This is a genomic window from Pseudomonas simiae (assembly GCF_000934565.1).
GTDB classification, from domain to species: Bacteria; Pseudomonadota; Gammaproteobacteria; order Pseudomonadales; family Pseudomonadaceae; genus Aquipseudomonas; species Aquipseudomonas simiae.
In genome coordinates this window covers 4,622,032-4,647,751 of the sequence record NZ_CP010896.1, presented here as the reverse complement: position 1 = coordinate 4,647,751, position 25,720 = coordinate 4,622,032, and the positions used below count along the sequence as shown (strand labels likewise).

The 25,720-nt window shown below is 59.2% G+C and carries 27 protein-coding genes and 1 tRNA gene; 15 read left to right on the top strand and 13 right to left on the bottom strand.

Going from position 1 to position 25,720, the window contains the following annotated elements; genetic code table 11:
• Position 1 precedes the first annotated feature (1 nt).
• The 4 genes from PF1751_RS21010 to PF1751_RS20995 all read left to right on the top strand — a co-directional run bounded on the left by PF1751_RS21010 (position 2) and on the right by PF1751_RS20995 (position 3,921).
• On the top strand, positions 2-343 hold the full coding sequence (locus tag PF1751_RS21010) for a ribonuclease E inhibitor RraB (RefSeq protein ID WP_010208429.1): 342 nt from the start codon (positions 2-4) through the stop codon (positions 341-343).
• A 413-nt stretch (positions 344-756) separates the two neighbouring features.
• Positions 757-2,166, top strand: a complete 1,410-nt coding sequence (locus PF1751_RS21005; protein ID WP_021491497.1) for a circularly permuted type 2 ATP-grasp protein — start codon at positions 757-759, stop codon at positions 2,164-2,166.
• A 4-nt stretch (positions 2,167-2,170) separates the two neighbouring features.
• Complete coding sequence (locus PF1751_RS21000) at positions 2,171-3,121, top strand: alpha-E domain-containing protein (protein ID WP_044287701.1); 951 nt, start codon at positions 2,171-2,173, stop codon at positions 3,119-3,121.
• Positions 3,118-3,921 carry a transglutaminase family protein gene (locus PF1751_RS20995; protein ID WP_010208433.1) on the top strand — a complete coding sequence of 268 codons (804 nt, stop codon included), beginning with the start codon at positions 3,118-3,120 and terminating at the stop codon, positions 3,919-3,921. The genes PF1751_RS21000 and PF1751_RS20995 overlap by 4 nt, the downstream gene beginning before the upstream one ends.
• Positions 3,922-4,053: 132 nt before the next feature.
• Here the strand turns inward: PF1751_RS20995 and PF1751_RS20990 are convergent, their stop codons facing one another.
• Positions 4,054-4,857, bottom strand: coding sequence for a c-type cytochrome (locus tag PF1751_RS20990; protein ID WP_044287699.1), 804 nt, complete (start codon positions 4,855-4,857; stop codon positions 4,054-4,056).
• 646 nt (positions 4,858-5,503) lie between these two features.
• Here PF1751_RS20990 and PF1751_RS20985 point away from each other — a divergent pair.
• From PF1751_RS20985 to PF1751_RS20975, 3 genes are all read left to right on the top strand, one after another.
• Positions 5,504-6,709, top strand: coding sequence for an acetyl-CoA C-acetyltransferase (locus PF1751_RS20985; protein WP_010208436.1), 1,206 nt, complete (start codon positions 5,504-5,506; stop codon positions 6,707-6,709).
• 16 nt (positions 6,710-6,725) lie between these two features.
• Positions 6,726-8,873 carry a 3-hydroxyacyl-CoA dehydrogenase NAD-binding domain-containing protein gene (locus PF1751_RS20980; protein WP_044287697.1) on the top strand — a complete coding sequence of 716 codons (2,148 nt, stop codon included), beginning with the start codon at positions 6,726-6,728 and terminating at the stop codon, positions 8,871-8,873.
• Between the two features lie 83 nt (positions 8,874-8,956).
• Positions 8,957-9,682 (top strand): amidotransferase, encoded by a 726-nt coding sequence (locus PF1751_RS20975; protein WP_010208438.1) that lies wholly within the window; start codon positions 8,957-8,959, stop codon positions 9,680-9,682.
• On the opposite strand, the gene PF1751_RS20970 is transcribed toward PF1751_RS20975, so the two are convergent.
• From PF1751_RS20970 to PF1751_RS20960, 3 genes are all read right to left on the bottom strand, one after another.
• Positions 9,679-10,650, bottom strand: coding sequence for a magnesium and cobalt transport protein CorA (locus PF1751_RS20970; RefSeq protein WP_010208441.1), 972 nt, complete (start codon positions 10,648-10,650; stop codon positions 9,679-9,681). The two genes, PF1751_RS20975 and PF1751_RS20970, sit on opposite strands and share 4 nt — an antisense overlap.
• 138 nt (positions 10,651-10,788) lie before the next feature.
• Positions 10,789-11,517 (bottom strand): 1-acylglycerol-3-phosphate O-acyltransferase, encoded by a 729-nt coding sequence (locus PF1751_RS20965; RefSeq protein WP_038453656.1) that lies wholly within the window; start codon positions 11,515-11,517, stop codon positions 10,789-10,791.
• Between the two features lie 212 nt (positions 11,518-11,729).
• Positions 11,730-12,422 carry a crotonase/enoyl-CoA hydratase family protein gene (locus tag PF1751_RS20960; RefSeq protein ID WP_010208444.1) on the bottom strand — a complete coding sequence of 231 codons (693 nt, stop codon included), beginning with the start codon at positions 12,420-12,422 and terminating at the stop codon, positions 11,730-11,732.
• A 336-nt stretch (positions 12,423-12,758) separates the two neighbouring features.
• On the opposite strand from PF1751_RS20960, the gene PF1751_RS20955 reads away from it, so the two are divergent.
• The 4 genes from PF1751_RS20955 (at position 12,759) to PF1751_RS20935 (ending at position 14,162) form a co-directional block, all read left to right on the top strand.
• A tRNA-Ser gene (locus PF1751_RS20955) sits at positions 12,759-12,848 on the top strand.
• 213 nt (positions 12,849-13,061) lie between these two features.
• Positions 13,062-13,589, top strand: a complete 528-nt coding sequence (locus tag PF1751_RS28970) for a hypothetical protein (RefSeq protein ID WP_144407270.1) — start codon at positions 13,062-13,064, stop codon at positions 13,587-13,589.
• A 34-nt stretch (positions 13,590-13,623) separates the two neighbouring features.
• Complete coding sequence (locus PF1751_RS20940) at positions 13,624-13,869, top strand: hypothetical protein (protein WP_044287692.1); 246 nt, start codon at positions 13,624-13,626, stop codon at positions 13,867-13,869.
• A gap of 86 nt (positions 13,870-13,955) precedes the next feature.
• Complete coding sequence (locus PF1751_RS20935; protein WP_044287690.1) at positions 13,956-14,162, top strand: hypothetical protein; 207 nt, start codon at positions 13,956-13,958, stop codon at positions 14,160-14,162.
• 161 nt (positions 14,163-14,323) lie between these two features.
• On the opposite strand, the gene PF1751_RS20930 is transcribed toward PF1751_RS20935, so the two are convergent.
• The 4 genes from PF1751_RS20930 to PF1751_RS20915 form a co-directional block, all read right to left on the bottom strand.
• Positions 14,324-14,593: a hypothetical protein gene (locus PF1751_RS20930; protein WP_010208447.1), complete on the bottom strand. Its 270-nt coding sequence runs from the start codon at positions 14,591-14,593 to the stop codon at positions 14,324-14,326.
• Positions 14,594-14,982: 389 nt separating this feature from the next.
• On the bottom strand, positions 14,983-15,615 hold the full coding sequence (locus PF1751_RS20925; protein WP_010208448.1) for a hypothetical protein: 633 nt from the start codon (positions 15,613-15,615) through the stop codon (positions 14,983-14,985).
• Between the two features lie 119 nt (positions 15,616-15,734).
• Positions 15,735-16,313 (bottom strand): DUF4337 domain-containing protein, encoded by a 579-nt coding sequence (locus tag PF1751_RS20920; protein WP_044287688.1) that lies wholly within the window; start codon positions 16,311-16,313, stop codon positions 15,735-15,737.
• A gap of 54 nt (positions 16,314-16,367) precedes the next feature.
• Positions 16,368-17,252, bottom strand: a complete 885-nt coding sequence (locus PF1751_RS20915) for a LysR family transcriptional regulator (RefSeq protein WP_044287686.1) — start codon at positions 17,250-17,252, stop codon at positions 16,368-16,370.
• A gap of 93 nt (positions 17,253-17,345) precedes the next feature.
• On the opposite strand from PF1751_RS20915, the gene PF1751_RS20910 reads away from it, so the two are divergent.
• Positions 17,346-18,314: an NAD-dependent epimerase/dehydratase family protein gene (locus PF1751_RS20910; protein ID WP_044287684.1), complete on the top strand. Its 969-nt coding sequence runs from the start codon at positions 17,346-17,348 to the stop codon at positions 18,312-18,314.
• On the opposite strand, the gene PF1751_RS20905 is transcribed toward PF1751_RS20910, so the two are convergent.
• The gene (locus PF1751_RS20905) at positions 18,274-18,657 is read right to left on the bottom strand and encodes a DUF2784 domain-containing protein (RefSeq protein WP_044287682.1); all 384 of its coding nucleotides are present in this window, start codon (positions 18,655-18,657) and stop codon (positions 18,274-18,276) included. The two genes, PF1751_RS20910 and PF1751_RS20905, sit on opposite strands and share 41 nt — an antisense overlap.
• A gap of 107 nt (positions 18,658-18,764) precedes the next feature.
• Between PF1751_RS20905 and PF1751_RS20900 the strand changes: the two genes are divergently transcribed.
• Complete coding sequence (locus PF1751_RS20900; protein WP_010208454.1) at positions 18,765-19,454, top strand: HAD-IA family hydrolase; 690 nt, start codon at positions 18,765-18,767, stop codon at positions 19,452-19,454.
• Between the two features lie 133 nt (positions 19,455-19,587).
• Here PF1751_RS20900 and PF1751_RS20895 read toward each other — a convergent pair whose 3' ends face one another.
• A complete protein-coding gene (locus PF1751_RS20895) occupies positions 19,588-20,334 on the bottom strand; it encodes a 3-oxoacyl-ACP reductase family protein (RefSeq protein ID WP_010208456.1) in 747 nt (248 codons plus the stop codon).
• A gap of 126 nt (positions 20,335-20,460) precedes the next feature.
• On the opposite strand from PF1751_RS20895, the gene PF1751_RS20890 reads away from it, so the two are divergent.
• Complete coding sequence (locus PF1751_RS20890) at positions 20,461-21,390, top strand: LysR family transcriptional regulator (RefSeq protein WP_044287679.1); 930 nt, start codon at positions 20,461-20,463, stop codon at positions 21,388-21,390.
• On the opposite strand, the gene PF1751_RS20885 is transcribed toward PF1751_RS20890, so the two are convergent.
• From PF1751_RS20885 to PF1751_RS20875, 3 genes are all read right to left on the bottom strand, one after another.
• Complete coding sequence (locus PF1751_RS20885) at positions 21,371-22,087, bottom strand: aspartate/glutamate racemase family protein (RefSeq protein ID WP_021491510.1); 717 nt, start codon at positions 22,085-22,087, stop codon at positions 21,371-21,373. The genes PF1751_RS20890 and PF1751_RS20885 overlap by 20 nt on opposite strands.
• A gap of 13 nt (positions 22,088-22,100) precedes the next feature.
• Positions 22,101-23,630: an NCS1 family nucleobase:cation symporter-1 gene (locus tag PF1751_RS20880; RefSeq protein ID WP_044287677.1), complete on the bottom strand. Its 1,530-nt coding sequence runs from the start codon at positions 23,628-23,630 to the stop codon at positions 22,101-22,103.
• Positions 23,631-24,103: 473 nt separating this feature from the next.
• Positions 24,104-24,838, bottom strand: a complete 735-nt coding sequence (locus tag PF1751_RS20875; protein ID WP_010208461.1) for a phosphoadenylyl-sulfate reductase — start codon at positions 24,836-24,838, stop codon at positions 24,104-24,106.
• Positions 24,839-24,990: 152 nt separating this feature from the next.
• Between PF1751_RS20875 and thrH the strand changes: the two genes are divergently transcribed.
• Entirely contained in the window at positions 24,991-25,608 is a 618-nt protein-coding gene (gene thrH, locus PF1751_RS20870) for a bifunctional phosphoserine phosphatase/homoserine phosphotransferase ThrH (RefSeq protein WP_010208462.1), read from the top strand.
• Positions 25,609-25,720: the final 112 nt, after the last annotated feature.

Below are 25,720 nucleotides of genomic sequence, written 5' to 3'. Positions count from 1 at the left end.
CATGAGCACAGCCTATCAAGAAGACATCAGCACCAACGTCCTGCGCCGCATGAAAGAAGGCGGCTTCGACTTCTCGCGTTTTCACCCCATCGAGTTCTACGCCATTTTCCCGGATGAGGAACGTGCGCGCAGGGCTGCGGGTGAGTTTCGTGGGGAATCCCTGAATGCCCAGGTCAGTGCGCGCGACGACGGCGCCTGGTACCTGGAGCTGAGTAAAATCATGTCGGCCACCTACGATGGCATAGGAGACTTCGAGCAGGACTTCGGGGCGGTGGTCGAGCCGCTGGGCGGGATCATCGAGGGATGGGGCGTGAAGCAGGAGGTGCGTGGGTTACCCATGTAGCAGCAGTTTATGAGCAGCACAGCGTGTCGGCTGACCTTTTGGGTCGGCCGATTTTGTTTGTGCAGCATGCTCAACATCGCCCTCACTGCTACACGTTGCAGGGCGCAAAAAAAAACCACCCAAGAGGGTGGCTTAAAGGGAAGAGCGGTTCGCTGAAGCGCTAGGACGTGTCCTGTTCAGCAGATGGGACCATTATCCGCAGACTTGGCCAGGCAGTGAAATCAACTCTGACTATGCTGTTGATAGTCAAAGCCCGCATTGCGATGAAGCGTCGGGCGGTGCACCGGGCATTCTGCGCACCAGGACGGTGCGACTGGATTCTGGTTGTAATTCAACTCACTGATTTTCAAGTGTTTATGCCGCTGGCACGGGCCTTGCGATGGTTCTTTCGCCCGGGTGACAAGGAGTTCGGCATGATCCGCACTTATTACGATGAAATGTACGATGGGGCAGGCCAGGTCCGGCCTCATTACCGCGAGTTCGCGCGCTGGTTGGCCGACACCCCTGATGATCTGTTGGCCCAGCGCCGACGCGAGGCCGATTTGCTGTTTCACCGCGCCGGGATCACCTTCACGCTTTATGGCGACGAGCAGGGCACCGAGCGGTTGATTCCTTTCGATACCATCCCGCGCAGTATTCCGGCCAGCGAATGGCGGATTGTCGAGCGCGGCTGTATCCAGCGGGTCAAGGCGCTGAACATGTTTCTCGCCGATCTGTACCACGAACAGCGCATCATCAAGGCCGGAATCATTCCCGCCGAACAGGTGCTGGCCAACGAGCAATACCAGTTGGCGATGCAGGGCTTGGACCTGCATCGTGACCTTTATTCCCACATCTCCGGCGTCGACCTCGTACGCGATGGTGACGGCACCTATTACGTGCTCGAGGACAACCTGCGCACACCGAGCGGCGTGAGCTACATGCTCGAAGACCGTAAGATGATGATGCGCCTGTTCCCCGAACTGTTCGCCGCCCAGCGCATCGCGCCCATCGACCACTACCCCAACCTGTTGCTGGACACCTTGAAAAGCTCCAGCCCTCTGGATAATCCCAGCGTGGTCGTGCTGACGCCGGGCCGTTTCAACAGCGCGTTCTTCGAACATGCCTTTCTCGCGCGAGAAATGGGCGTGGAACTGGTGGAGGGCGCCGATCTGTTCGTGCGCGATGACCGTGTCTTCATGCGCACTACCGACGGGCCCAAGGCCGTGGACGTGATCTACCGCCGTCTCGATGACGCGTTCCTCGACCCATTGGCTTTCAATCCGGCGTCCATGCTTGGTGTGCCGGGCCTGCTTGCGGCCTATCGCTCGGGTAATGTGGTGCTGGCCAATGCAATTGGCACCGGCGTGGCGGATGACAAGTCGGTATACCCTTTCGTCACCGAGATGATCCGTTTTTACCTGGATGAAGAACCCATCCTGAAGAACGTTCCGACGTTCCAGTGCCGTAAGCCCGACGAACTGTCCCACGTGCTGGCCAACCTGCCCGACCTGGTGGTAAAGGAAACCCAAGGCTCCGGCGGCTACGGCATGCTGGTGGGCCCAGCGTCCACCGTTGCGGAAATCGAAGCCTTCCGCGCCCGTATCAAGGCCAAGCCCCACGCCTATATCGCCCAGCCGACCCTGTGTTTATCCACGTGCCCGACCTTTGTCGAAAACGGCATCGCGCCGCGTCATATCGACCTGCGCCCGTTTGTGTTGTCCGGCAAGGAAACCCGTGTCGTGCCTGGCGGCTTGACCCGAGTGGCACTGCGCGAAGGCTCGTTGGTGGTCAACTCGTCCCAGGGCGGCGGCACCAAAGACACCTGGGTGGTCGAGGACTGATGCCATGTTGAGTAGAACTGCCTCGGATCTGTACTGGATGTCGCGCTACCTGGAGCGTGCGGAAAACCTCGCACGCATGCTCGATGTCAGCTATTCGCTGTCGCTGATGCCCCAGGACGGGCGTGGCGATGGCCTGCACGAACTGGCCATGCCGCTGTTGATCACCGGCACCCTGGAGGATTACCACGAACGTCACGGTGAGCTGCACGCCGAACGCCTGTTGCACTTCTTTGCGCTGGATGCTGCTAACCCGGCCAGCATCTACAGCTGCCTTGGCGCCGCGCGGGCCAGCGCCCATGCGGTGCGTGGGCGAATTACCGCCGACATGTGGGAAAACATCAACGCCACCTGGCTGGATATTCGCGATATCGCCCAGCAGGGCTTGAGCCGCTATGGCATGAGCCGGTTCTGTGAGTGGGTAAAAGAGCGTTCTCATCTGTTCCGCGGTGCCACCTACGGCACCATCATGCGTAACGATGCATTTCGCTTCATCCGCCTGGGCACTTTCATCGAGCGTGCCGACAACACGCTGCGCCTGCTGGACGCCCGCTATGAAATGGCCGGCGACCGTGCCGACGCCGTCACCGATGACACAGCGCACGCCTACTATCAGTGGAGCGCCTTGTTGCGCGCGTTGTCGTCGTTCGAGGCCTACACCGAGATCTACCGCGATGCGCCCGGCGCGCGGCAAGTCGCCGAGTTGTTGCTGTTGCGCGCCGATGTGCCGCGCTCGCTGCGCGCCTGCAGTGAAGAGATCGACCAGATCCTGGCCAGCCTGCCCGGCCTCAACGGCCGGCCGGCCCAGCGCCTGGCCGCCGAGATGGACGCGCGCCTGCGCTTCACCGCCATCGATGAAATCCTCGAGGAAGGCCTGCACGCCTGGCTGACCGACTTTATTCCCCTGGTCCGCCAATTGGGCGACGCCATCTACAGTTCCTACCTGGAGGCGGCATGAGACTCTCCATCAGCCACGAAACCACCTACCACTACGAAGACCAGGTGCGTGCCAGCATCCAGTACTTGCGCCTTACGCCCCACGACAGCGAGCGCCAGCGCGTACTCAGCTGGCAGCTCGACCTGCCGCGCCCGGTGCGTGCCCAGGTGGATCCGTTCGGCAACATCCTGCATGTGCTGACCTTGGATGAGCCCCACGACGCCATCATCATCGGCGCCCGTGGCCAGGTGGACATCGACGAATTGCGCGAGGCCGAACATGAGAGCCAATCGGCGTTCCCGTTTCTGCGTTGCACCCGCCTGACTGAACCTGACGAAGCCTTGCGCGGTTTTGCCGACCAGCAGTGCCATCAACGTCGTGACCGCACCGCGTTGATCGACCTGATGCATGCGCTCAACCAGGCGATGGTCTACACACCCGGCGCCACCGAAGTCGACACCTGTGCCGCCCAGGCCTTCGCGGGTCGTGCGGGGGTGTGCCAGGATCACACCCATGCATTCCTGGCGTGCGCGCGCAGCCTGGGGATCCCTGCGCGGTATGTGTCGGGGTATTTGTACAGTGAGGACAGCACGCACCTGGCCAGTCACGCCTGGGCCGAAGCCTGGCTGGATGACGCCTGGTACAGCTTTGATGTGACCAACCAGCTGTCACGGCCGGAGCGGCATTTGAAACTGGCGGTGGGGTTGGATTACCTCGATGCCTGCCCGGTACGCGGCATGCGCCGTGGCGGTGGGCATGAGCAGATGCATGCCAAGGTGTTTGTGGCGCCGACCCCGGTGATCGCCGTCCAACAGCAATGATCTCCAGAGCGGAGCGTTCCCCCCTCAGTGGGAGCGGGCTTGCTCGCGAATACGGTGGGTCAGCCACACATTTATTGACTGACACACCGCTTTCGCAAGCAAGCCCGCTCCCACAGAGGGAATGCGCCAAGCTTATGGCTGCTTACGCCCTGCCATGTGTTTCAAATACCCCACCAACAAATCCAGCTCACTGTCCGGCAACACACTGGCCGCAAACGCCGGCATCTTCGCCTGCGGCCAGTGCCGCAAACTCTGCGGGTCACGGATGTAGCGCTTGAGGAAATCGGCGCCGAAATACTCGGTGGGGTTATACGGAATATTCAAATCCGGCCCCACCTGCGCATCACCGGCACCATTGAGCCGATGACAGGCCAGGCAGTTCTTCTGGAACACTGCAAAACCCTGATTGATCGGGTCGTTGGCCGCCAGTTTCGGGTCAGGCAATAACGCCGGAAAGCGCTCCGCCACGGTCTTCAATTGTTTGATCCTGGAGATCTGGAACGGCCACTGCTCAGGACTGATGTGTCCGGCTTGCGGATCGGTCCACACCAGGTAGAACGGTCCCGCACTCGGTTTGCCTTCCGCCAATGCCGGCCAGGGTTGCGTAGGATCTTCCACCGCCAGCCAGGCGCGTGCGCCGCGGGTTTCCAGCAGTGGCGCGGCCGTGAGTTCGGCGGCGAAACCATCCAAGGCAATGGCTTGCAGATGGCTCTCAGGTTTCAACCCCGGCAGCAGCGACGCCAAAGGCACTGCGCGATAGCTCATAGTGCGCTTGTAGGAAACGTCATCGACGATTTGCACCGTTTGCACCTGGGGATGCGTGAGCAGGTCATCGGTCTGCCACGTCTTGCTGGTGTGGTCGAGTTCGAGAGTCAATTGTGCTGCCGAAGCGGGAAGAGCGATCAGGAAGGCGAGGAGGGCGAAGATCGATTTCAAGAGGGAGGCCCGGTGTGAAGTGGCGATGACGCTCACGATACCGGAAATCGGCGCGCAAAAAGGCAGCCCCTGCAGGACCGCTATGCGCAATGTCCCGGCAGGTGCTGCCAAAAGCTGCAAACCCGGTGCTGTGAAGGCACTGAACGTAGGCGTTGAGGGGTCACCCAATGACCTTGGTCAGGTTGGGCAAAATCAGAATCAGTGTGGTGGCGAACAGAATAAGTCCCGCCTGACGTACTTTCGAATGTTTAAACATGGCTGACTGCCTTTTGTTGTTATTCCTGAGCGTCAAATGCATGCCGGTGTCTTTCAGTATGGCGAGATGACGTGTCGCTTTTCTTACAGCCGCTCCAGCAAAACCCGGCAGCAGCCTCCTACTGATTCAACCTTAGAGCCCTCGTTCTTCGTGGCTTAGACTCATTTCATATCAGCTAATAAGCATTTCAGCTTAAAAAGGCATGAGGCATATCGCCATCCTGGCGCCAATGCCTTGGCTAGACAGCTAAAACGATTAACCCGGCAATTAGCTTAGGAGACTACCGTTCGTCCGAGCGAGGGGGTCAAAAGCAATGAGCGCATCCGTCATTGAAACCGTGTCAATCGGGCCTAAGGTAGAGGCACACATGCACAGCGGTTCGAGGACGTCATGACCCAAGCTTTGATCTTTGATGCGATACGCACGCCCCGTGGCAAAGGCAAGGCCGACGGTGCCTTGCACAGTGTCAAACCGGTGAACCTGGTGGCCGGCCTGCTCACGGCATTGGCCCGGCGCAGTGACCTCGACACCCACCAAGTGGACGACATCGTGCTCGGCTGCGTGACCCCGATCGGCGACCAGGGCGCCGACATCGCCAAGACCGCCGCCCTGGTGGCGGACTGGGACATCAGCGTCGCTGGCGTGCAGATCAACCGCTTCTGCGCCTCGGGCCTGGAAGCCGTCAACGTGGGCGCGATGAAGGTGCGCTCCGGCTTCGAAGACCTGGTGGTGGTCGGTGGGGTCGAGTCCATGTCCCGCGTGCCCATGGGCAGCGACGGTGGCGCTTGGGTACTCGACCCGCAGACCAATATGCACAGCCATTTCACCCCACAGGGCATCGGCGCGGACCTGATCGCCACCCTGGAAGGGTTCACCCGCGACGACGTCGACGCCTTTGCCCTGCATTCGCAGCAGAAAGCGGCCAGGGCCCGTGCGGACGGTTCCTTCAACAAGTCGCTGATCGCGGTGCAGGACCAGAACGGTATTGTGCTGCTGGACCATGACGAATTCATCCGCGGCGACTCCACCCTGGAAGGCCTGGGCAAGCTCAAGCCCAGCTTCGAAATGATGGGGCAGATGGGCTTCGATGCAACCGCGTTGAGGGTCTACAGCCATGTGGAGCGCATCCACCATGTGCACACACCGGGCAACAGCTCCGGTATCGTCGATGGTGCCGCGTTGATGTTGATCGGCTCCGAGGCCAAGGGGCGCGAGCTGGGCCTGCAACCCCGCGCGCGTATCGTCGCCACGGCGGTCACCAGTACCGACCCGACCATCATGCTCACCGGCCCTGCGCCCGCCACGCGCAAGGCCCTGGCCAAGGCTGGCTTGCGAATCGAAGACATCGACTTGTTTGAGGTCAATGAAGCCTTTGCCTCGGTGGTGCTCAAGTTCATCAAGGACATGGGCATCGACGCGGCGCGGGTCAACGTGAATGGCGGCTCCATCGCCATGGGCCACCCACTGGGCGCCACCGGTTGCGCGATTCTCGGCACCTTGCTCGACGAACTGGAAGTGCGCCAGCAGCGCTACGGCCTGGCCACCTTGTGTGTCGGCGGTGGCATGGGCATCGCCACCATTATCGAACGCCTCTGAGCCCAAGGAATTTGTCATGACCCAAGCTATTCGTTACGAAAAAGGCCAGGACGGCATCGTGGTGCTGACCCTCGACATGCCCGGCCAAAGCGCCAACACCATGAACGGCGCGTACCGCGAGGCCATGGCGGCGATGGTCGAGCGTCTGGAAGCGCAAAAAGATGACCTTGCCGGCGTGGTAATCACCTCGGCCAAGAAGACATTTTTTGCCGGTGGCGACCTGAATGAACTGATCAAGGTCGACAAGGCCCACGCCAAGGATTTCTACGACAGCGTACGGGAACTGAAAGCGCAACTGCGCCGCCTGGAAACCCTCGGTAAACCCGTGGTGGCCGCCATCAATGGCGCGGCGCTGGGGGGCGGCTGGGAGATTTGCCTGGCGTGTCATTACCGCGTGGCGCTGGACGACAAATCGGTGCAGCTTGGCCTGCCGGAAGTCACCCTGGGCTTGCTGCCGGGCGGCGGCGGGGTGGTGCGCATGGTGCGCATGCTTGGGTTGGAAAAGGCTTTGCCGTATTTGCTCGAAGGCAAGAAAGTGCGGCCGCAGCAGGCGCTGCAAGCCGGCCTGGTAAATGAGCTGGCGGCGGATCGCGACGAGCTGCTGGCCAAGTCCCGCGCCTGGATCCTGGCCAATCCGGACGCCAAGCAACCGTGGGACAATAAGGGCTACCAGATCCCAGGCGGTACACCGTCGAGCCCCAAAGTGGCGCAGATGCTGGCGATTGCGCCGTCGATTCTGCGCAGTAAGACCCAGGGCTGTTTCCCCGCGCCCGAGAAGATCCTCTGTGCCGCCGTCGAAGGTGCCCAAGTGGATTTTGATACTGCGCACCTGATTGAAACCCGCTATTTCACCGAACTGGTGACGGGGCAGGTGGCGAAGAACATGATCGGCACGTTCTGGTTCCAGCTCAATGAGATCAACGCGGGTAGCTCCCGGCCGCAAGGTTTTGCGCCGTACGTCACGCGCAAAGTCGGCGTGCTCGGCGCAGGGATGATGGGCGCAGGCATCGCCTACGTCAGCGCCAGCGCAGGCATCGAGGTGGTGCTCAAGGACATCAACCTGGCGGCCGCCGAGAAGGGCAAGGCGCATTCGGCGGCACTGCTGGACAAGAAAGTCAGCCGTGGGCAACTGACCGCCGAACAGAGGGAAACCTTCTTGGCGCGGATTCATCCTACGGCCACCGATGAAGACCTGGCCGGTTGCGACCTGATTATCGAAGCGGTGTTCGAAGACCGCGAACTCAAGGCCAAGGTCTCAGCCGCCGCGCAAAGTGTGGTCGGTGCCGACGCCGTGATCGCCTCCAACACCTCCACCTTGCCCATCAGCGGCCTGGCCACGGCAGTGCCGGATCAAACCCGGTTCATCGGTCTGCACTTCTTCAGCCCGGTGGACAAGATGCCCCTGGTGGAAATCATCAAGGGTGCGCGCACCAGCGACGAAACCCTGGCCCGTGGTTTCGATTTCGTACTGCAAATCAAGAAAACCCCGATCGTGGTCAACGACAGCCGTGGCTTCTTCACCTCGCGGGTGTTCGGCACCTTCACCAACGAAGGTATCGCCATGCTCGGCGAAGGCGTAGCGGCGCCGATGATCGAGACTGAAGCGCGCAAAGCCGGCATGCCGGTAGGGCCGTTAGCGGTGTCGGATGAAGTTTCCCTCAGCCTGATGAACCATATCCGGCAGCAGACGGCCAAGGATCTGCAGGCGGAAGGCAAGGCCGTGCCGACACATCCGGCGACAGCGGTGATCGATCTGCTGGTCAACGAATACCAGCGCATGGGCAAGGCGGCGGGCGGCGGCTTCTATGACTATCCCAGCGGCGGGCACAAGTACCTGTGGCCGGAGCTGAAAAGCCGCTTTGAACGGCCCGACCAACGTATCTCGCCACAGGATGTGCGCGACCGCCTGCTGTTTATCCAAGCGATCGAGACTGTACGGTGTGTGGAGGAGGGGGTGTTGATGTCCACGGCGGACGCCAACGTGGGGTCGATCTTCGGCATTGGCTTCGCGGCCTGGAGCGGTGGCGCGTTGCAGTTTATCAACCAATATGGGCTGAACGACTTCATAGCCCGCGCCCGCTACCTGGCCGAGCAATATGGCGAACGCTTCATGCCGCCCGCGTTGTTGCTGGAGAAAGCCGCGCAAGGTGACGTGTTCCGGTGACCAAGAGGGGCTTGCCTTGAAGGGGCATTTCAAGGCAGGCTCTGGGGTGTGCAATATTCCCATCACCGTGTCAGGTATTTTTTATGTCGCTACGCGTCTGTATCCTGGAAACCGATATCCTGCGTCCAGGCTTGATCGATCAATACCAAGGGTATGGGCAGATGTTCAAGCGCCTGTTCTCCAAGCAGCCCATACCCGCTGAGTTTGTCGTGTACAACGTGGTGAACGGCGAATACCCGTCGGACGATGAAGTGTTCGATGCCTACCTGGTGACCGGCAGCAAGGCCGATTCCTTTGGCACCGACCCATGGATCCAGACCCTCAAGACCTACCTGCTCGAACGTTACGAGCGCGGCGACAAGCTGCTCGGGATCTGCTTCGGCCACCAACTGCTGGCACTGTTGCTCGGCGGCAAGACTGAACGCGCCGGCCAGGGCTGGGGCATGGGCATTCACGACTACAAGCTGGATGCCAAGACACCGTGGATGAGCCCTGAAGTGGAGGAGCTGACGCTACTGATCAGCCACCAGGACCAAGTCACCACGCTGCCGGACAATGCCACGGTCATCGCCTCCAGCGCCTTTTGCCCGTTTGCCGCGTACCACATCGGCGACCAGGTCCTGTGCTTCCAAGGTCACCCGGAGTTTGTCCACGACTATTCCCGCGAGTTGCTGGAGATTCTGCAGACCACATTGGGCGAAAAGGTCTACACGAACGGCGTGGCCAGCCTGGAGCGCGACCACCACGGCGCAACCGTGGCGGAATGGATGATGCGTTTCGTGGCGCACAAGCCCGAGGCCCAGGTTTAAAGCCAGCCCGAACGCTTGAAACTGGCCCACAGGCTGGTGCAACCCACCGCGATAAACCCGAGCACCGCAAAATAGCCGTAGTGCCATTGCAGCTCGGGCATGTTCTGGAAGTTCATCCCATAGATCCCTGCCACCGCGGTGGGGAACGCGAGAATCGCCGCCCATGCAGCAAACTTGCGCTGCACCACACTCTGGCGCGACGCCTCCAGCAGTACACCGATCTCGATGGTCTGGCTGGCGATATCGCGCAGGGTGGTGAGATCTTCCATCTGCCGTGTCACGTGGATCTGCACATCACGGAAATACGGGCGCATGTTTTTGTCGATGAACGGGAAGTTGAGTTTCTGCAGCTCCTGGCTGATCTCCACCATCGGCGCCACATAGCGCTTGAGCCGCAACACATCGCGACGCAGGCCGTGAATCTTCTGGATATCCCGCTCGCTCAGCGAACTGCACAGCACATTGCGCTCCAGCTCATCGATCTCGGCATGGATCGCCTCGCTCACCGGTTGGTAGTTCTCGGTGACGAAATCCAGCAGCGCATAGAGTACGAAATCTTCCCCATGCTCCAGCAACAGAGGCCGTGCCTCACAACGCTGGCGCACAAAACCGTAGGACGCCGAGTGCCCGTTGCGTGCGGTGATGATATAGCCGTTGCCGGCAAAGATATGGGTCTCGATAAACTCCAGCTTGCCGTTTTCGCGCACCGGTGAGTAGGTGACGATAAACAGCGCATCGCCGAAGGTTTCCAGCTTCGGGCGGCTGTGTTTTTCCAGGGCGTCTTCGATGGCCAATTCATGCAGGTTGAACTGGCGTTGCAGGTTGGAGAGCTCCTGAGCGTCAGGCTCTTCCAGACCGATCCATACAAAGTGGTTGGGTTTGGCGGCCCAGGCCGCCCCTTCATCGAGGGTGATATCCGTGACTTTCTTACCGGCACTGTAGACAGCGGCCGCAACAACTCTACCCATGGTGCTGATCGCTTCTTATTGGGAGGACAGGTGTTGGGCAGCTTAGCCTGAATGGCGTTCCGTTGTAGCTACCGTTGCGGCAAGCTTTTTTGTGGTGAACGAGCTTGCTCGTGCTGGGGGGCGAATCGCTCCAAAGCGTTAAAGAGGGCCCGGTGCCAATTCGCGATCCATCTCCTCTATGCACGCCTCCATCTGCGCATGACACGCCTGCATCAACGCGGGGATGTCATCCGGAGTCATCCCAATGGTAGGAATCGGCGGCAACGACCGTATGAGCACATCCCCACTGTTCCAGCGATTGAGCTGCATATGTGTCACGTAATTGCTGACACACACCTGCACGATCGGCACACCGGCCGCAATCGCCATATGGAACGCGCCTTTCTTGAACGGCAGCAACCCCTTGCCCAAATTGCGCGTGCCCTCCGGGAACACCCAGATCGACGTGTCCTCATGTTGCAACGTGTGAGTGGTGGTGAGCATCGCACGGCGAGCCTTGTACGCATTGCCCCGGTCGATCAGCACGTTACCCGCCAGCCAGAACAACTGACCGAACAGCGGCACCCATTTCAGGCTTTTCTTGGCGATACACACGGTGCGGTAAGGCACCACGTTACCGAACACAAACAGGTCATAGTTGGACTGATGGTTGGCGATAACCACGCAGGTGCCGGGCTTGTGGCGCAGCGAGTCCACATCGGCCTTTACGTTCAGCCCCAGAATCCACATGGCCGGCAGCGCGTAGAGGCGAGCACACAGGCGACTGTTGTCCGGGTTGAACGGTCGACACAGACCGACCAACACGCCCAGCACACCGGCGAGCATAAAGTGCAGGCCCATCAACAACATACGCAGCAGAAAAAGCATCGACACAGCCTATCCGGACAAAAGGTGGCGCAGTGTACGGATGTGCACTGTATTCGGCAATTAGCCCTGTAGAGGTAGGAGATAAGCGATGTTTAAGAGCATGTTTCAGCATCTACCGACACGGGCAGGCTAGAGCGGCTCAGTAGGATTCGGATTAGTTTGTAAGAAAAAGCCCGACTCAAGGTCGGGCTCTGGCGTATCAAGGGTAGGACTTAGCTCAGGATATGCCCCTGGTCCTGGATGATTGCATCGTCCAGGGCTTCCAGCAGCGCTTTGCGCACCTTCAACTTGGTGTGTTTGTGAGCATTCATGTTCAATTTCTTCAACTGACGCGCCGCTTCCAGGGCTGCCGCATGCAATTCTTCCGGTGCCACCACCTTGTCGAGGAAACCGGCTTGCAACGCGCCCTGTGGGTCAAACATCTCGGCATTGATCACCGAACGATGGAACGCCGACTTACGCAGACGATCCCGCGCCAGCTCGATACCGGCGTGGTGCATGGTCATGCCGATCGCCACTTCATTCAGGCCAATGCTGAACGGGCCTTCCACGCCAATCCGATAGTCTGCTGACAACAGCAGGAACGCACCCTTGGCCACCGCATGCCCAGGGCACGCCACAATCACCGGGAACGGGTGCGACAACAGACGGCGTGCCAAGGTCGAACCGGACGTCACCAGGCCGATCGCCTCTTTAGGGCCGGCGGTCATCACCTTCAAATCATAACCACCCGACAGAATCCCCGGCGTGCCGGTGATCACCACCACCGCCCGGTCCTTCTCCGCCTGATCCAGCGCTTCATTAAACGCACTGACCACCGCCGGAGAAATGGCATTCACCTTGCCGTTGCTCAAGGTCAGGGTCGCGATACCGTCTTCGAGGTGGTAGGCAATCAACTCACTCATGACGCGGTTCCTTGTAGGATTTTTTATAGAAGGCTAGTTAATAGACGTGCATGCGCAGACGTTACCCACCACGCCCGCCCCGGTAAAGCGCTGTGACTGACTGCCCAGTCAGACTTTTCCCGCATATAGGCGTTTGAAAAGCCGGGGGCAGGGCGCAATCACCGCCCCAGACCCATCCTGCCGATGCCTGAGAATGGCACAATCACCGCCCCTTGCCGGGCGTGGATCGGCATAACCGGCTAACCGCATGAAAATTCTGAAAAAAACCTTTGCCATCAGAAAGGCTTTCGACTACATTAGCGCGCCTCGACAGACTGAACTGGTTTGCCGAGATACGGTGAAGTGTCCGAGTGGCTTAAGGAGCACGCCTGGAAAGTGTGTATACAAGAAATTGTATCGAGAGTTCGAATCTCTCCTTCACCGCCATATTATGAAAACGCAAACCCCTGATTTTCCTAGAGAAAGTCGGGGGTTTGTGGTTTTTGGCGTCCAAAAAATAGCCTCATGGGATCGCCATGGGACTGGCGCGCTGTTTTGGTGCGAAAAAATGTGGCTCACTGATGACGCCTGCCAGGGCATATTCGCGCTTTGGACCGATCAGAATTTCCTATGACACAACTCTCAACGGAGCGGAGAAGAATGAATCAGCAGCAATGGAATGAGCGGGCAAGCGATGTAGTGAATGCGCATGCCAAAGAGATTCAGGAGTTAAAGGAATTTCAGCTTCATCTCGAAAGAGATAAAGATGCTGACCTGTTGATGCAACTGAATGAAAAGCAGATGGCGGGCGCTACCAATTACACAAATCTCCTATTGGTCGCTGGATATGCGGGTCTGTTTGGTTTTTGGTCGACTTTGTCTACGAAACTACCACCCATGCTTTACGCGCTTTGCGGGCTCCTCGGCTTACTGTCCTTGATGCTCTTCATATCATGGGAAATCATCAAAATGATCTGGGGCAGTATCCATATGGCCAGAACAAACGCGATGATTGAGAGCATGAGAGGGCCTCAACTTCTCCAGTTGTTCCTCGCATCTACGAAAAAATTTCAAATCCGTTCACAACGGGTATGGTGGCTTTTCTTAATCCCATCCTTGCTTAGCGGGCTGAGTGCCGGCTTTCTTTTAGTGGGTTTTTTCTGCTATCAGCTTTGGCAAGCATTTTAATAACGCACGTGACAAACAGAAAGGACTCTCTGCTATGCCGACATTCACCGAAAAAGAAAAAGCTCGTTACCTCAATCAAGCGCGGCGCAAAGTGGCCTTGATCCTTCAGGCTACTCGGCAGCAAATCCACCATGCTGAGGTGTTCGCTTGCGGCTATGCCGAAGCGCTGGCCGATGTTGACGCAATCACCCATGAGCAGCGTGCCGACCTGTGCGAATTGGCCAAACAGACTGCCGAGGATCGGGTTCGCGAATTTGAAGCCAGAGAGGCGGATCGCTGACCTACGAATACGCACGCGCGGAAAGGAACCACCGCCACCTCGGCCGCTGTGGTTACAATGGGCCATCATTACAAGGAGCTTTAGCTATGACCGTGTACATCTGTCCTGAGTGCAGCGAACTGTTCCAGAGACATTATCTGAGCGGCACTTTTCCGGGTGGCAAGGAAAAGGAAGATATTGATTGCCCGAGCTGTGGCCACACGGTGGCCACTGAAATGACCAGCGCGGTTATCACGACCAAGGCCCTCAGCGCTGAACAGAAAGCGGCGTATCTGGCCCAAGCCAAAAAGTAGGCGGCGCGTTACCAATAACGCCACTTATGTTCAAAAGGCCCCCACACTTAAGCCAGGTGCGGGGGCCTTTTGTGTGCCCTCGTAAACCAGAACCCCCTGGATTGCTATTCCGAAGCCAGGGGAATTGGTCGCTAAAGCTCTAAAGCGACCTGCAGTATTTTCTAGGGTAGCGGAACATCCATTCGCCGGCCTATGACATCCAGCAAGTCACACCCGTCGCGCATTGGAATTGAGCACAGCAAGGCAAAGTCGCTGAGTACCACCGCATCGCTGCCTATCTCACTACGTAGCGCAAGATTCTCAAGCACCTGCGTCACCGAGCGGATTCGATAGTTCGCGGCATCAAGAAGGATTTCCAACGGGACGGTTGTGTCGACGAAAAGGGCGGGTGTGGCGCTGTCGTTGCTGGTGAGTGCTATGTATTGGTTCATGCCTTAAGTCCGTTCACTTAGAGGATGTGAGCCACGCATTTGTCGCCAAACAAAAGGTGGCAGCTGTACGCAGGTTGGCGAACCGGGACAAGAACGGACAAAGACCGGCAGACCCGAAGGTCTCCCACGCACAGCTACCATGAAGCAGCTTATTGCGTGCAGGGGCATCCCGCAAATCTGCCGGGAAGCTTTTGCCATCTTGTAGTCGAGTCGCCAAACCCGGTCGCCCTGTGAGCGACCGTTGGACTATAGGCGGGGTGAATTTGAAGTGGGAGAGTGGCGCTTCTGAATAGGCCGTAGGAAATTGCCCAAATCAATTATCAGGGCCAGTACAGCCGATTCAGTGGATATACACCCGGCCTATTTTCTTCACGCTCAACCGTCGCAGGTTAAGGTGTCTCTTCCGTATTCAATAACGGCCCAACCGACCCAAATGGATAGCTGCCCATTCCGATGCGCAACGGCGCTATCGGGTTCGCTGCGGCGCCTATCAGCAGTACATTGTCGATGACAATGGTTTCCCCTGGCGCACGGTTATCCGCTGCGACGATAAGGTAGTAGGTTCCGCTGTTTTTCACCGTGCCTTTCAAGACCTGGCTGATGACCCCCACGATGCCAGACGCCTTGCCAAAGCCTTCAGCCTGCACATTGCCTTGGGCGTCCATCAGGATCAAATAAGGGTTCAGGGCGTATTTGCTGAATCCCAGGCACGCGTTGACGCACCAAGAGTTAACGTCGATATGGAAGGGTTTATCTTTTATTAAGGCTACGCTGAATAATCGGTAGTTCGACGGGATCCCGTTGATCAGGATGCGCGGTTCTTCGGCCGTGATCTTCCACTGGGGCGGCCGCCACCCTGGGTCGATCGGCATGGGCACCGCTTGAGTGTTACGCATGGCCTCAGAGGGGGTTCGCGCTAACGGCGTGCTGCTGTTTTTGACTTGTTCTTCAAACAGTGTTGTCGGATTGCTTGAACAGGCGGTGATTAACAAACAGCACAGCAATAGAAACAGACTCCGCATTCGTACTTCCCTGTCATTGTCGTTTTCGAGAGGGCAAGACTACCACCCCGCGCGTCAGGCTTGTACGTACACCCAAGCCCTCAACCCCACAGCCACCCCCACCTTTTGACTGCACCGCGTCAGATATGCAGCCACGCCAGGCTGCCCAATACCACTGCCACACCCGCTGCCGCATACGACAGGCGCTTCAACCATTCCCGCCTCGTCAACAACGTAATCGCCGCCAACGAGATCGCGATCTGAATCGCGGTCATTGCCTGGGCCCAGCGGTGATGCTGGTGCAGCGCCTGTTCCGATTTTTCATCCCATTCCTTTGAGGTGGCTTCAAGCGTTTCGGCTTGTTTGCGCACGTCTTCCTTCTGGCGCTTGTAGCGTTCGATCTCGTCCTTGTAATGCGCTGCATCTACGCCGGGAATGTGAGTGGCCAGTTCCGCAAGGTTCTGCCGGCTGGATTTGGCCTGGTAGTAGTTCCACTGGTTCGCGGCTTCGGTCTTGATGATGGCAGCGTTGTTTTTGTCCATGGCCGCTTCACTTTCGGTGGAGCCGGCCTGGTAGCTGAGCATGGCGCCGAGAGTCGCCATGAGGGCGGTCATCACGGCGATGCGGCTGGCGAAACTGTCACCTCGCCCGTGGGCATGTTCGGTGGTGTACTCGAGGTGTTTTTCGTGGGGGCTGGGGACTTCGAAGGCTTCGGACATGGTGGCGTCTGTGAAGGGACTGAGGGAGTCTGATTCTTCACCAGTGAAGCTGTCTCAATCCTGTACGTAACGCTGCAAACCTTCCACCAGGGCGTCGAACATTACGCGGCAGCGCGGGCTGTTGCGCAGGTCTTCGTGCATCGTCACCCAGGTGTCCAGCCTGAGTGCAAAGCCTTCCGGCAGGACTCGGCGCAGGCGTGGGTCGCGCTTGGCCAGTTGGACCTGGCAGCCGCCGATGCCGGCGCCGGCGCGGATCAGGGCCAGTTGCGCCAGGTCGCTGTCGCTGCTGCAGGCGAAGGTGCTGCGTTCGAAGCCCTTGATGGCCAGGCTGCGGATAAACGCATTTTCCTGATCAAAGCCGATCACTGAGTGGCTGGCCAGGTCTTGCATGTGCAGGGGCGTGCCGTGTTGTAGCAGGTAATCATCGCGGGCATGCAGGCCCACTTCGATCAGGCCAATGCGTCGCGCCAGCAGTTGTTCCTGGCTGGGACGGACCATGCGCACGGCGATATCGGCTTCCAGTTGCAGCAGGTCGCTCAGGCGGTTGGTCAGGACCAGTTCAACCCTGAGGTGCGGGTGAGTCTGGCGCAATTGCGTGAGGATCGGCGGCAGCACTTCTACGCCGACCACTTCACTGGCGGACACGCGCACCACGCCGCGCACGTCGTCGCCTTGAGAAGAGGCCGCACGTTCAAGCGCCGCTGCCGTGCGCTCCATGGTTTCGGCGTGGGCGCGCAGGGTGCGGGCCAGTGCTGTGGGCAACAAACCGTTCGGTGAACGGGTAAACAGCACCACGCCCAGCGCCGTTTCCAGCGCGGCAATGTGCCGTCCGACCGTGGGCTGTGTAATGCCGAGCTGCCGTGCGGCCCCCGACAGCGATCCCTCCCTGAATACACCGAGGAACGATCGGTAAAGCTCCCAACCAATAGTCGATGCCATGCATAAATGTATAGCGACTGCATTGTGTTCGGCAATTTATCTATAGCGAGACTGCACACAAAATGGCCACATCAACCTCTGTGGGAGAAGGCCATGAAAAAGGTTCTGGTACTGGGTGCAACCGGCGGGATAGGCGGTGAAGTGGCGCGACAGCTGAGTGCTGCAAGCTGGGAAGTGTGTGCGTTGACCCGTGATGTCGACAGAGCCCGCAGCCAGAACGCAGCGTTTACGTGGGTTGAAGGCGATGCGCTCAATCGTGATGCGGTACTGGCGGCTGCCCGTGGCTGCGCGGTCATCGTGCACGGGGTCAACCCACCCGGTTATCGCAATTGGGCGGAGCAGGTGCTGCCGATGATCGGCAACACCATCGCAGCAGCCCTCGTCGAAGGCGCCACTATCGTATTACCCGGCACGGTCTATAACTACGGGCCGGATGCATTCCCGGTGTTGCACGAGGATTCACCTCAGCACCCGCAAACTCGCAAAGGCGCAATCCGCGTGCAATTGGAGCAGCGCTTGCTGGACGCCTCCCGTCAGGGGGCGCGGGCGCTGATCGTGCGCGCCGGGGACTTTTTCGGCGCGCGGGTGGCTAACAACTGGTTTGCCCAGGGTTTGGTCAAGCCCGGAAAGCCGGTGCAGGTCGTCAGCTACCCAGGTGCCCCGGGTGTGATGCATCAATGGGCGTATCTGCCCGATGTAGCGCGCACGATGGTCGAGCTGATTGAGCGTCGAGCAACCCTCGACGCCTTCGCCTGCTTCCACATGGCCGGGCACGTGGATGCGGATGGCACGCAGATGGTCCAAGCGATTCAGCGCGTAATGCTGCGTAGGACGGGGCATCAACCGCGCGTCAATCGTTTCCCGTGGTGGTTGCTGAAAGTGGCGGCACCCTTTGTCGTCACCCTGCGCGAGATGCAAGAGATGCGCTACCTGTGGCAAACCCCCTTGCGCATGGATAACCAACGCCTGTTGGTGGCCCTGGGCCATGAGCCGCATACGCCGCTCGAAGCCGCGGTGGAAGCTACGTTGGCCAACCTTGGTTGCTTGCCTGCGCACGCCTGATCAAGCACGCATACACCGCGATATTGATCAGCAGCACCACCGTCCCGAGCGCCAATTGAACCCCAGGGGTCAGCCCCGCCGGGTAGATCAGCGTGAGGATGTAATGCTCGACAAAACCACCGCCGTAACCGTCTTGTCCGGCGAGGTGACGAAGCAGGTTTTCCCACCGGGTCAACGGGCAGGGCAGGTGCAGCACTTCCACCGCCACGCCCCAGGCGGCCGCCGGCAAATGCAGCCAGATTACCCGGCGCCATTTGAGCGCGAGCAAGCCGCCAAACAGCACGAACAGGATAAAGGTGAGGTGAAACAGCACCAGGCTGTCGGCAGCGAGACGGAAGAGCATTGCGGGTACTTCGAAAGGAGGGGGCTACAGTCTAAAGGGTTGCTTGCCGGCAAGTGTGGCCGTTATTGTGCTGAATCCTTTTAGTCCTCTCCCAAGGTTCTGTTGCGATGAATGCACCGCGTACCGCAGTCGGTCCAATCAAGGCCGTGATTTTCGATATGGACGGGTTGTTGCTGGATACCGAAGGCATCTACACCGAAGTTACGCAGATCATCGCCGAACGCTACGGCCGTACCTACGATTGGGGCATCAAGCAGCACATCATCGGGCGCGGTGCCCAGGACTTGGCTGACTACGTGGTGAAGGCGCTGGATTTGCCGATCACACCGGCGCAGTTCCTGGAAATACGCGAGCCGCTGATGAGCGAGCGCTTCCCCAAGGCATTGGGCATGCCTGGCGCTGAAGCTTTGGTGCGGCACTTGAAAGCGCACAATATCCCGATTGCGGTGGGCACCAGTTCGTCGCGCAATTCGTTCGGCCACAAGACCACGCTGCACCGCGAATGGTTTGGCCTGTTCGATACCATCGTCACCGCTGACGACCCGGAAGTCGGTGCCGCCAAGCCTGCGCCGGACATCTTCCTCACCGCCGCCCGCCGCCTGGGCGTTGCGCCCGAGGACTGCCTGGTGTTCGAAGACTCGCCGTTTGGCGTCACCGCCGCCAAGGCCGCGCACATGACCGCCATCGCCGTGCCGGATGAAGCCATGGCCGACAGCAAGTACCACCATGCCGACCAGATCATCCGCAAGCTCGCGGACTTTGACCTAGCGGCCTATGGCTTGCCGCCCCGTCCCTGAATCAAACACAGGTCAACCCTGTGGGAGCGGTCTTGCTCGCGAAAGCGGTGTATCAGTCGATGTATTAAGTGACCGATACTCAGCCTTCGCGAGCAAGCCCGCTCCCACAGGGTTTTGCAGTGTTTAAGAAGTACTAGGCGCTGAAGCCACCATCGATGGTCAAACTGGCACCTGTGATGTAACCCGCTTCCGGCCCTGCGAGGTAAGCCACAAAGCTGGCGATCTCTTCCACATGCCCGTAACGCCCCACCGCCATCAGCCCGATCAAGCTTTCGGCAAAATCGCTGTTCGCCGGGTTCATATCGGTGTCCACCGGCCCAGGCTGCACGTTGTTGATGGTAATGCCGCGTGGCCCCAGATCTCGCGCCAGGCCCTTGGTCAACCCCACCAGCGCCGCCTTGCTCATGGCGTACGGGCCGCCACCGCCAAACGGCATGCGCTCGGCATTGGTGCTACCAATGTTGATCACCCGACCGCCGTCAGCCATATGCTTGGCCGCTTCCTGGGTCGCGATAAACACGCTGCGTACGTTGATCGCTAACGTCTGGTCAAAATCTTCCAGCTTGAAATCTTCCAGCGGCGCGATGGCCAGTACACCGGCGTTGTTCACCAGAATGTCCAGGCGACCAAAGGCTTCGACGGTGGCGTTGACGGCGTTGCGGATCGCCCCGGCATCGGCGCTGTCGGCGTGGATCGCCAGGGCTTTGCCGCCCTCGCTGATCACGCTGTTCTGCAGTTCTTCAGCCTTGGCGACCGAGCTGACGTAAGTAAAGGCGACTGCTGCACCCTGCGCTGCGAGGCGCTTGACGATGGCGGCGCCGATGCCGCGGGAACCGCCTTGGATCAAGGCGACTTTGCCGCTGAGGTTCTGTGTGGTCATGTCGATCTCCTAGCTGTTCAAGGCAGGATGCCTTGTTGTTGGGGGCGAGTATCGACCTCGCCAGTCCCTCCCGGTAGACCGTGATTGCTATAGTCTGTGTAAACCAAAAGTTTAGAGTGAGTCGATATGGAGAGCTTTGGCAGTATCGAATGCTTCGTGCGCAGCGCTGAAGGCGGCAGTTTTGCGGAGGCTGCCCGGCACCTGAGCCTGACCCCGGCAGCCGTCGGCAAAAGTGTCGCCAAGCTGGAGGCGCGCCTGGGGGTGAGATTGTTCCAGCGCAGCACTCGGCGTCTCACCCTGACCGAAGCCGGAAAACTGTTTCTGGAAGAGGTCAGCGGTAGCCTCACCACCATCCAGAACGCCATGGCCAACCTGGCGAGCGCTGAAGGGCGGCCGGTAGGGACGCTCAAGGTCAGCATGGGCACCGTGTTTGGCAATCGCTATGTGGTGCCACTGCTGGGGGAGTTCATGCAGCGCTTTCCAGACATCAGCCCGGATTGGCATTTCGATAACCGTCAGGTGGACCTGATCGGCCAAGGTTTCGATGCGGCCATCGGCGGCGGTTTTGAACTGCCCCAGGGGGTCGTGGCGCGTAAACTCACACCGGCACATCGGGTATTGGTGGCGTCGCCGGATTACCTGGCGCGACGCGCGCCGGTATTGACCCCAGAGGACTTGGCGCGCTGCACGGGGATTCTCATCCGCTCCCCCCAAACCGGCCGCGTACGCTCCTGGCAGTTGACCAGCACCGAGCGTGAACACCGCCCGCTGGTGCTTAAGTCGAGAATGACCATGAGCGACTCTGAAGCTGCCTGCTGCGCCAGCGCGCAGGGCCTGGGCATCGCCCTAGTGAGCATGCCCATGGCCGTGCCGTTTCTGGACAGCGGCGCGGTGGTGCGGGTGCTGCCCGACTGGTATGTCGACGACGGCAACATCTCCATTTACTACGCCGAACATAAACTGCTACCCGGCAAGACCCGCGCGTTTGTGGATTTCATCATCGAGCAGTTTGCCGAACAGCAGTTGAGCCAGCGTTTTAACGCGGCCAGCCGATGATTTTTTTCGGCCTTGGCGTCGCATAAGTCCTGATCTTCGACGTCGACAACCCCAACCGCACCAGCGATTCGGCGATGGTCACTGCGGCGGTTACGCCGTCCACCACTGGCACGCCGGTGCGCTGGCGGATCTGCTCGTCCAGCCCGGCCATGCCGCCGCAGCCCAGGCAGATCACTTCAGCCTTGTCTTCGCTGATGGCCAGTTCCGCCTGGCGCACGATGGCTTCCATCGCCGCCCGCGGGTTTTCTTCCAACTCCAGCACTGCCATGCCGCTGGCCCGTACCGAGGCACAGCGTTGATACAAGCCGGCCAGTTTCAGGCGGTCTTCGATCAGCGGCACGGTGCGGTCCAGCGTGGTCACCACCGAATAGGCATGGCCCAGAAACATCGCGGTACTGGCGGCCGCTTCGGTGATGTCCACCACCGGCACGTTGAGCAACTCCTGCAAGCCTTCGCGGCCGTGCTCACCGTAACCGGCCTGGATCACCGCGTCGAACGGCTGGTCGTAGGCCATCACGCGGTCCATCACGGCGATGGCCGCCAGGTAGCTTTCAAAGTTGCCTTCCACCGACTCCGCGCCGAAGTAGGGCGTGAGCCCGACAATCTCAGTGCCCGGCGCAGCCACAGCCCGTGCCTGCTGGGCGATGGTTTCAGTGATGGATTCGGTGGTGTTGACGTTGACCACGAGGATACGCATGGAGTGTCCTTGATTAATGACTGACGTTATCGACTGCAATGCTTTCGCCGCTGACATCGGCGTAGAACGGCTGACGCTTGGCGATCAGCAGGTAGAGCAACCCTGCAATACCAGCGCCAAACATCCAGGAAAACGGTGAAACACTGGCGAAACCGGGCAGCAGCGCCAGGAGAATGGCGATCACGGCTGCGGGAATGAATGCTGCCACCGCGCGTAAATTGACCCCACGGCTGTAGTAATAAACGCCATTTGGGTCTTCGCTATACAGCTGCAACACGTCCACCCGGCTTTTACGGATCAGCCAGTAATCAACCATGATCACCCCATACAACGGCCCCAGCAGGGCACCCAGGCCGGAGAGGAAATACACAATCACCAACGGGCTGTTGTAGAGGTTCCACGGCAGGATCAGCACCGCCACGGTGGCACTGATCAACCCCGCGCGGCGGAAGTTCAGGTACTTGGGCGCCAGGTTGCTCAGCACAAAGGCTGGTGCGACGAAGTTGGCCATGATGTTCACTGCCACGGTAACGATCAGGAACGCCAGGCAACCGAGCACCAGGAAAAAGGTGCTGGGAATGGCCGCGATGATTTCAGTGGGGCTTTCGATCACCCGGCCGTTAAGCTGGAATTGCCCGCCGCACAGCAGCACGGTGATCGCGGCAAACACCAGGATATTCACCGGCAGGCCCCAGAAATTGCCGACCTGGATGGTCTTGCGGCACGGCGAAGAGCGGGCGAAGTCGCAGAAATTGAGGATCAGCGTGCCGTAGATCGCCAGCCACAGCGCGCCACCGGCAAAGATATTGCGCCACATCTCGCCGCCGCACAGCGGGTCGCGGATCGACCAGGCGATGTTCCCGCCCGTCTGGAAGTACATCCAGCCGGCCAGTGACGCTACCGTCAGCAGAATCACCGGTCCGGCGAAGCCTTCGTAGCGGCGCACCATCTCCATGCCGTAAGCCAGGATCACCAGCTGCACCAGCCAGATCGCCACAAAACAGGCCCAGCCGAGGGACGACAGGCCCAGGATCGAGTTGTGGTCATAGTCGGCAAAACCTGGATGAATTGCCGTCAGCAACACGCGGAAAACCACCGAGGCCAGGTAGGTCTGGATACCGAACCAGGCAATCGCAATCACTGCGCGGATCAACGCCGGAATCTGCGCGCCATGGATGCCGAAGCTGATTCGACTCATCACTGGGAACGGCACACCGGTCTTCTGCCCCATATAACCCGATAGGTTCATGAAGAAGTACACCAACGCCGCGCCGATACCCAGGGACAACAGAATTTGCCAACCGCCCAGACCCAAGGCATACAAGCTAATGGCGAAGGAATAGTTGGCGATGTTGTGCACGTCGTTGGTCCACAGTGCAAAGATGCTGTAGCGCCCCCAGCGTCGGCCTTCGACCTTGGTCGGGGCCAGGTCTTTGTTGTGCAGCCGTGGGCTCAGCACCAGGGGGCCGGGGCTTGTCGCTTCGGGGTTGAGGGGCGAGGAGGGCAGATCCAGTGCGATATTGTTCGAGAGGCTTGGACGCATTCCGGCAGGCTCCAGCGCATCGGCAGCCAGGCCGCAGATGGCAAAGTGTATGTATGTTTTGTATTTATTGTATACAAAGTGCATTTCACCTTAAGCCACTTACGTGCCAGTTTTTGATCTATGAAAGCTGGAGGTAATTTCCTTTTTGCATGTTCTTGAAATAACTATCTGAATTACAAACGATATAAATTGACCGTTTGAACAGCTATTTATTTTGCTGTGGGAAGCGTGCGATGCACGGTGGGAAACTGCGGGCGGATAGAGGTGTTACGTTAGGGTGCGGATCACAGAAAATTGCACACATAAATGCCACCTATGGTTACATCTGTGTGTACACCTTCAGTGTTAAACACATAACAAATGTGGGAGCGGGCTTGCCCGCGATGACGGAAAATCAGTCACGCAGATAGCGACTGATCCACCGCGATCGCGGGCAAGCCCGCTCCCACATTGATTACTTGATCGCGAAGCCCTTAGGCCTTGCTGATGATGTTCCCGGCATGCAGGCCGCATTCCTTCTGCGTGGCTTCTTCCCACCACCAGCGACCTTCGCGTTCATGCTGGTTTGGCAGCACCGGCCGGGTGCAGGGCTCGCAGCCGATGCTGATAAAGCCGCGCTCATGCAGGCTGTTGTACGGCAGCTCCAGCATGCGGATGTAACCCCAGACTTCCTCACTGGTCATCTGCGCCAGCGGGTTGAACTTGTACAGCGTGCGTTCCGGGGTGGAGAAGGCTGTGTCAATTTCCAGCGCCGCCACTTGGCTGCGGGTACCGGGACTCTGGTCACGGCGCTGGCCGGTGGCCCAGGCATTCACGCCTGCGAGTTTGCGGCGCAGCGGCTCGATCTTGCGCACGCCGCAGCATTCGCCATGGCCGTCCTTATAGAAGCTGAACAGGCCCTTCTCTTTGACGAAGGGTTCCAGCTTGCTCTGGTCCGGCGAGATCAGCTCGATGTCGATTTTGTAGAACTCGCGTACCTGCTCGATGAACCGGTAGGTCTCCGGGTGCAGGCGGCCGGTGTCGAGGCTGAATACCTTGACGTTCTTGTTCAGCTTCCAGGCCATGTCGACCAGCACCACGTCCTCGGCACCGCTGAAGGAAATCCACAGGTCATCACCGAACTGGCTGAACGCCAGCTTGAGAATATCCTGGGCGGATTTGTTGGCGTAAGTCGCGGCGAGTTCAGCGACGTCGAAGGCTTGGTTCATCAGGACGGTTCCTACAGGTCAGTGGCGCTGAGCGCTCTATAGGGGAGCGATGGTATCAAAATCCGCTCTGCGTTGCGGCGGTGAGCTTGAATCGCTAGAGTTCGGCAGTCCTTTTGCTCGCTCAACCAACAAACTACAAATGGGAGTGTCTTGTGGAAATTGCCTGTCTCGACCTGGAAGGGGTGTTGGTTCCGGAAATCTGGATCGCCTTCGCCGAAAAAACCGGTATTGAATCCCTGCGGGCGACTACCCGGGACATTCCCGACTATGACGTGCTGATGAAGCAACGCCTGCGCATCCTCGACGAACACGGGCTCAAGCTCGCCGACATCCAGGCAGTGATCGCCACTCTCAAGCCGCTGGACGGCGCCATCGAATTCGTCAACTGGCTGCGCGAGCGCTTCCAGGTGGTGATCCTGTCCGACACCTTCTATGAATTTTCCCAACCCCTGATGCGCCAACTGGGTTTCCCGACCCTGCTGTGCCATCGCCTGATTACCGACGACACCGATCGCGTGGTCAGTTACCAACTGCGCCAGAAAGATCCGAAGCGCCAATCCGTGCTGGCCTTCAAGAGTCTGTACTACCGGGTGATCGCCGCCGGCGACTCTTACAACGACACCACCATGCTGGGCGAAGCCGACTGTGGGATTCTGTTCCATGCGCCGGAGAACGTGATCCGCGAATTCCCGCAATTCCCGGCGGTGCATACGTTCGAGGATCTGAAGCAGGCGTTCATCAAGGCGTCGAATCGGCCGTTGAGCCTGTAGGTTTTTCGCCAAGGCTGGTGGCCCCTTCACAGGCAAGCCAGCGCCCACACGTGAACAGGTTTACACGTCAAAATGTGGGAGCCGGGCTTGCCCGCAATGAGGTCCTTACAAA

Coding starts and splice junctions, on each gene's coding strand:
- PF1751_RS21010 (WP_010208429.1), top strand. CDS start 2: ATGAGCACAGCCTATCAAGAAGACATCAGCACCAACGTCCTGCGCCGC.
- PF1751_RS21005 (WP_021491497.1), top strand. CDS start 757: ATGATCCGCACTTATTACGATGAAATGTACGATGGGGCAGGCCAGGTC.
- PF1751_RS21000 (WP_044287701.1), top strand. CDS start 2,171: ATGTTGAGTAGAACTGCCTCGGATCTGTACTGGATGTCGCGCTACCTG.
- PF1751_RS20995 (WP_010208433.1), top strand. CDS start 3,118: ATGAGACTCTCCATCAGCCACGAAACCACCTACCACTACGAAGACCAG.
- PF1751_RS20985 (WP_010208436.1), top strand. CDS start 5,504: ATGACCCAAGCTTTGATCTTTGATGCGATACGCACGCCCCGTGGCAAA.
- PF1751_RS20980 (WP_044287697.1), top strand. CDS start 6,726: ATGACCCAAGCTATTCGTTACGAAAAAGGCCAGGACGGCATCGTGGTG.
- PF1751_RS20975 (WP_010208438.1), top strand. CDS start 8,957: ATGTCGCTACGCGTCTGTATCCTGGAAACCGATATCCTGCGTCCAGGC.
- PF1751_RS20970 (WP_010208441.1), bottom strand. CDS start 10,650: ATGGGTAGAGTTGTTGCGGCCGCTGTCTACAGTGCCGGTAAGAAAGTC.
- PF1751_RS20965 (WP_038453656.1), bottom strand. CDS start 11,517: ATGCTTTTTCTGCTGCGTATGTTGTTGATGGGCCTGCACTTTATGCTC.
- PF1751_RS20960 (WP_010208444.1), bottom strand. CDS start 12,422: ATGAGTGAGTTGATTGCCTACCACCTCGAAGACGGTATCGCGACCCTG.
- PF1751_RS28970 (WP_144407270.1), top strand. CDS start 13,062: ATGAATCAGCAGCAATGGAATGAGCGGGCAAGCGATGTAGTGAATGCG.
- PF1751_RS20940 (WP_044287692.1), top strand. CDS start 13,624: ATGCCGACATTCACCGAAAAAGAAAAAGCTCGTTACCTCAATCAAGCG.
- PF1751_RS20935 (WP_044287690.1), top strand. CDS start 13,956: ATGACCGTGTACATCTGTCCTGAGTGCAGCGAACTGTTCCAGAGACAT.
- PF1751_RS20930 (WP_010208447.1), bottom strand. CDS start 14,593: ATGAACCAATACATAGCACTCACCAGCAACGACAGCGCCACACCCGCC.
- PF1751_RS20925 (WP_010208448.1), bottom strand. CDS start 15,615: ATGCGGAGTCTGTTTCTATTGCTGTGCTGTTTGTTAATCACCGCCTGT.
- PF1751_RS20920 (WP_044287688.1), bottom strand. CDS start 16,313: ATGTCCGAAGCCTTCGAAGTCCCCAGCCCCCACGAAAAACACCTCGAG.
- PF1751_RS20915 (WP_044287686.1), bottom strand. CDS start 17,252: ATGGCATCGACTATTGGTTGGGAGCTTTACCGATCGTTCCTCGGTGTA.
- PF1751_RS20910 (WP_044287684.1), top strand. CDS start 17,346: ATGAAAAAGGTTCTGGTACTGGGTGCAACCGGCGGGATAGGCGGTGAA.
- PF1751_RS20905 (WP_044287682.1), bottom strand. CDS start 18,657: ATGCTCTTCCGTCTCGCTGCCGACAGCCTGGTGCTGTTTCACCTCACC.
- PF1751_RS20900 (WP_010208454.1), top strand. CDS start 18,765: ATGAATGCACCGCGTACCGCAGTCGGTCCAATCAAGGCCGTGATTTTC.
- PF1751_RS20895 (WP_010208456.1), bottom strand. CDS start 20,334: ATGACCACACAGAACCTCAGCGGCAAAGTCGCCTTGATCCAAGGCGGT.
- PF1751_RS20890 (WP_044287679.1), top strand. CDS start 20,461: ATGGAGAGCTTTGGCAGTATCGAATGCTTCGTGCGCAGCGCTGAAGGC.
- PF1751_RS20885 (WP_021491510.1), bottom strand. CDS start 22,087: ATGCGTATCCTCGTGGTCAACGTCAACACCACCGAATCCATCACTGAA.
- PF1751_RS20880 (WP_044287677.1), bottom strand. CDS start 23,630: ATGCGTCCAAGCCTCTCGAACAATATCGCACTGGATCTGCCCTCCTCG.
- PF1751_RS20875 (WP_010208461.1), bottom strand. CDS start 24,838: ATGAACCAAGCCTTCGACGTCGCTGAACTCGCCGCGACTTACGCCAAC.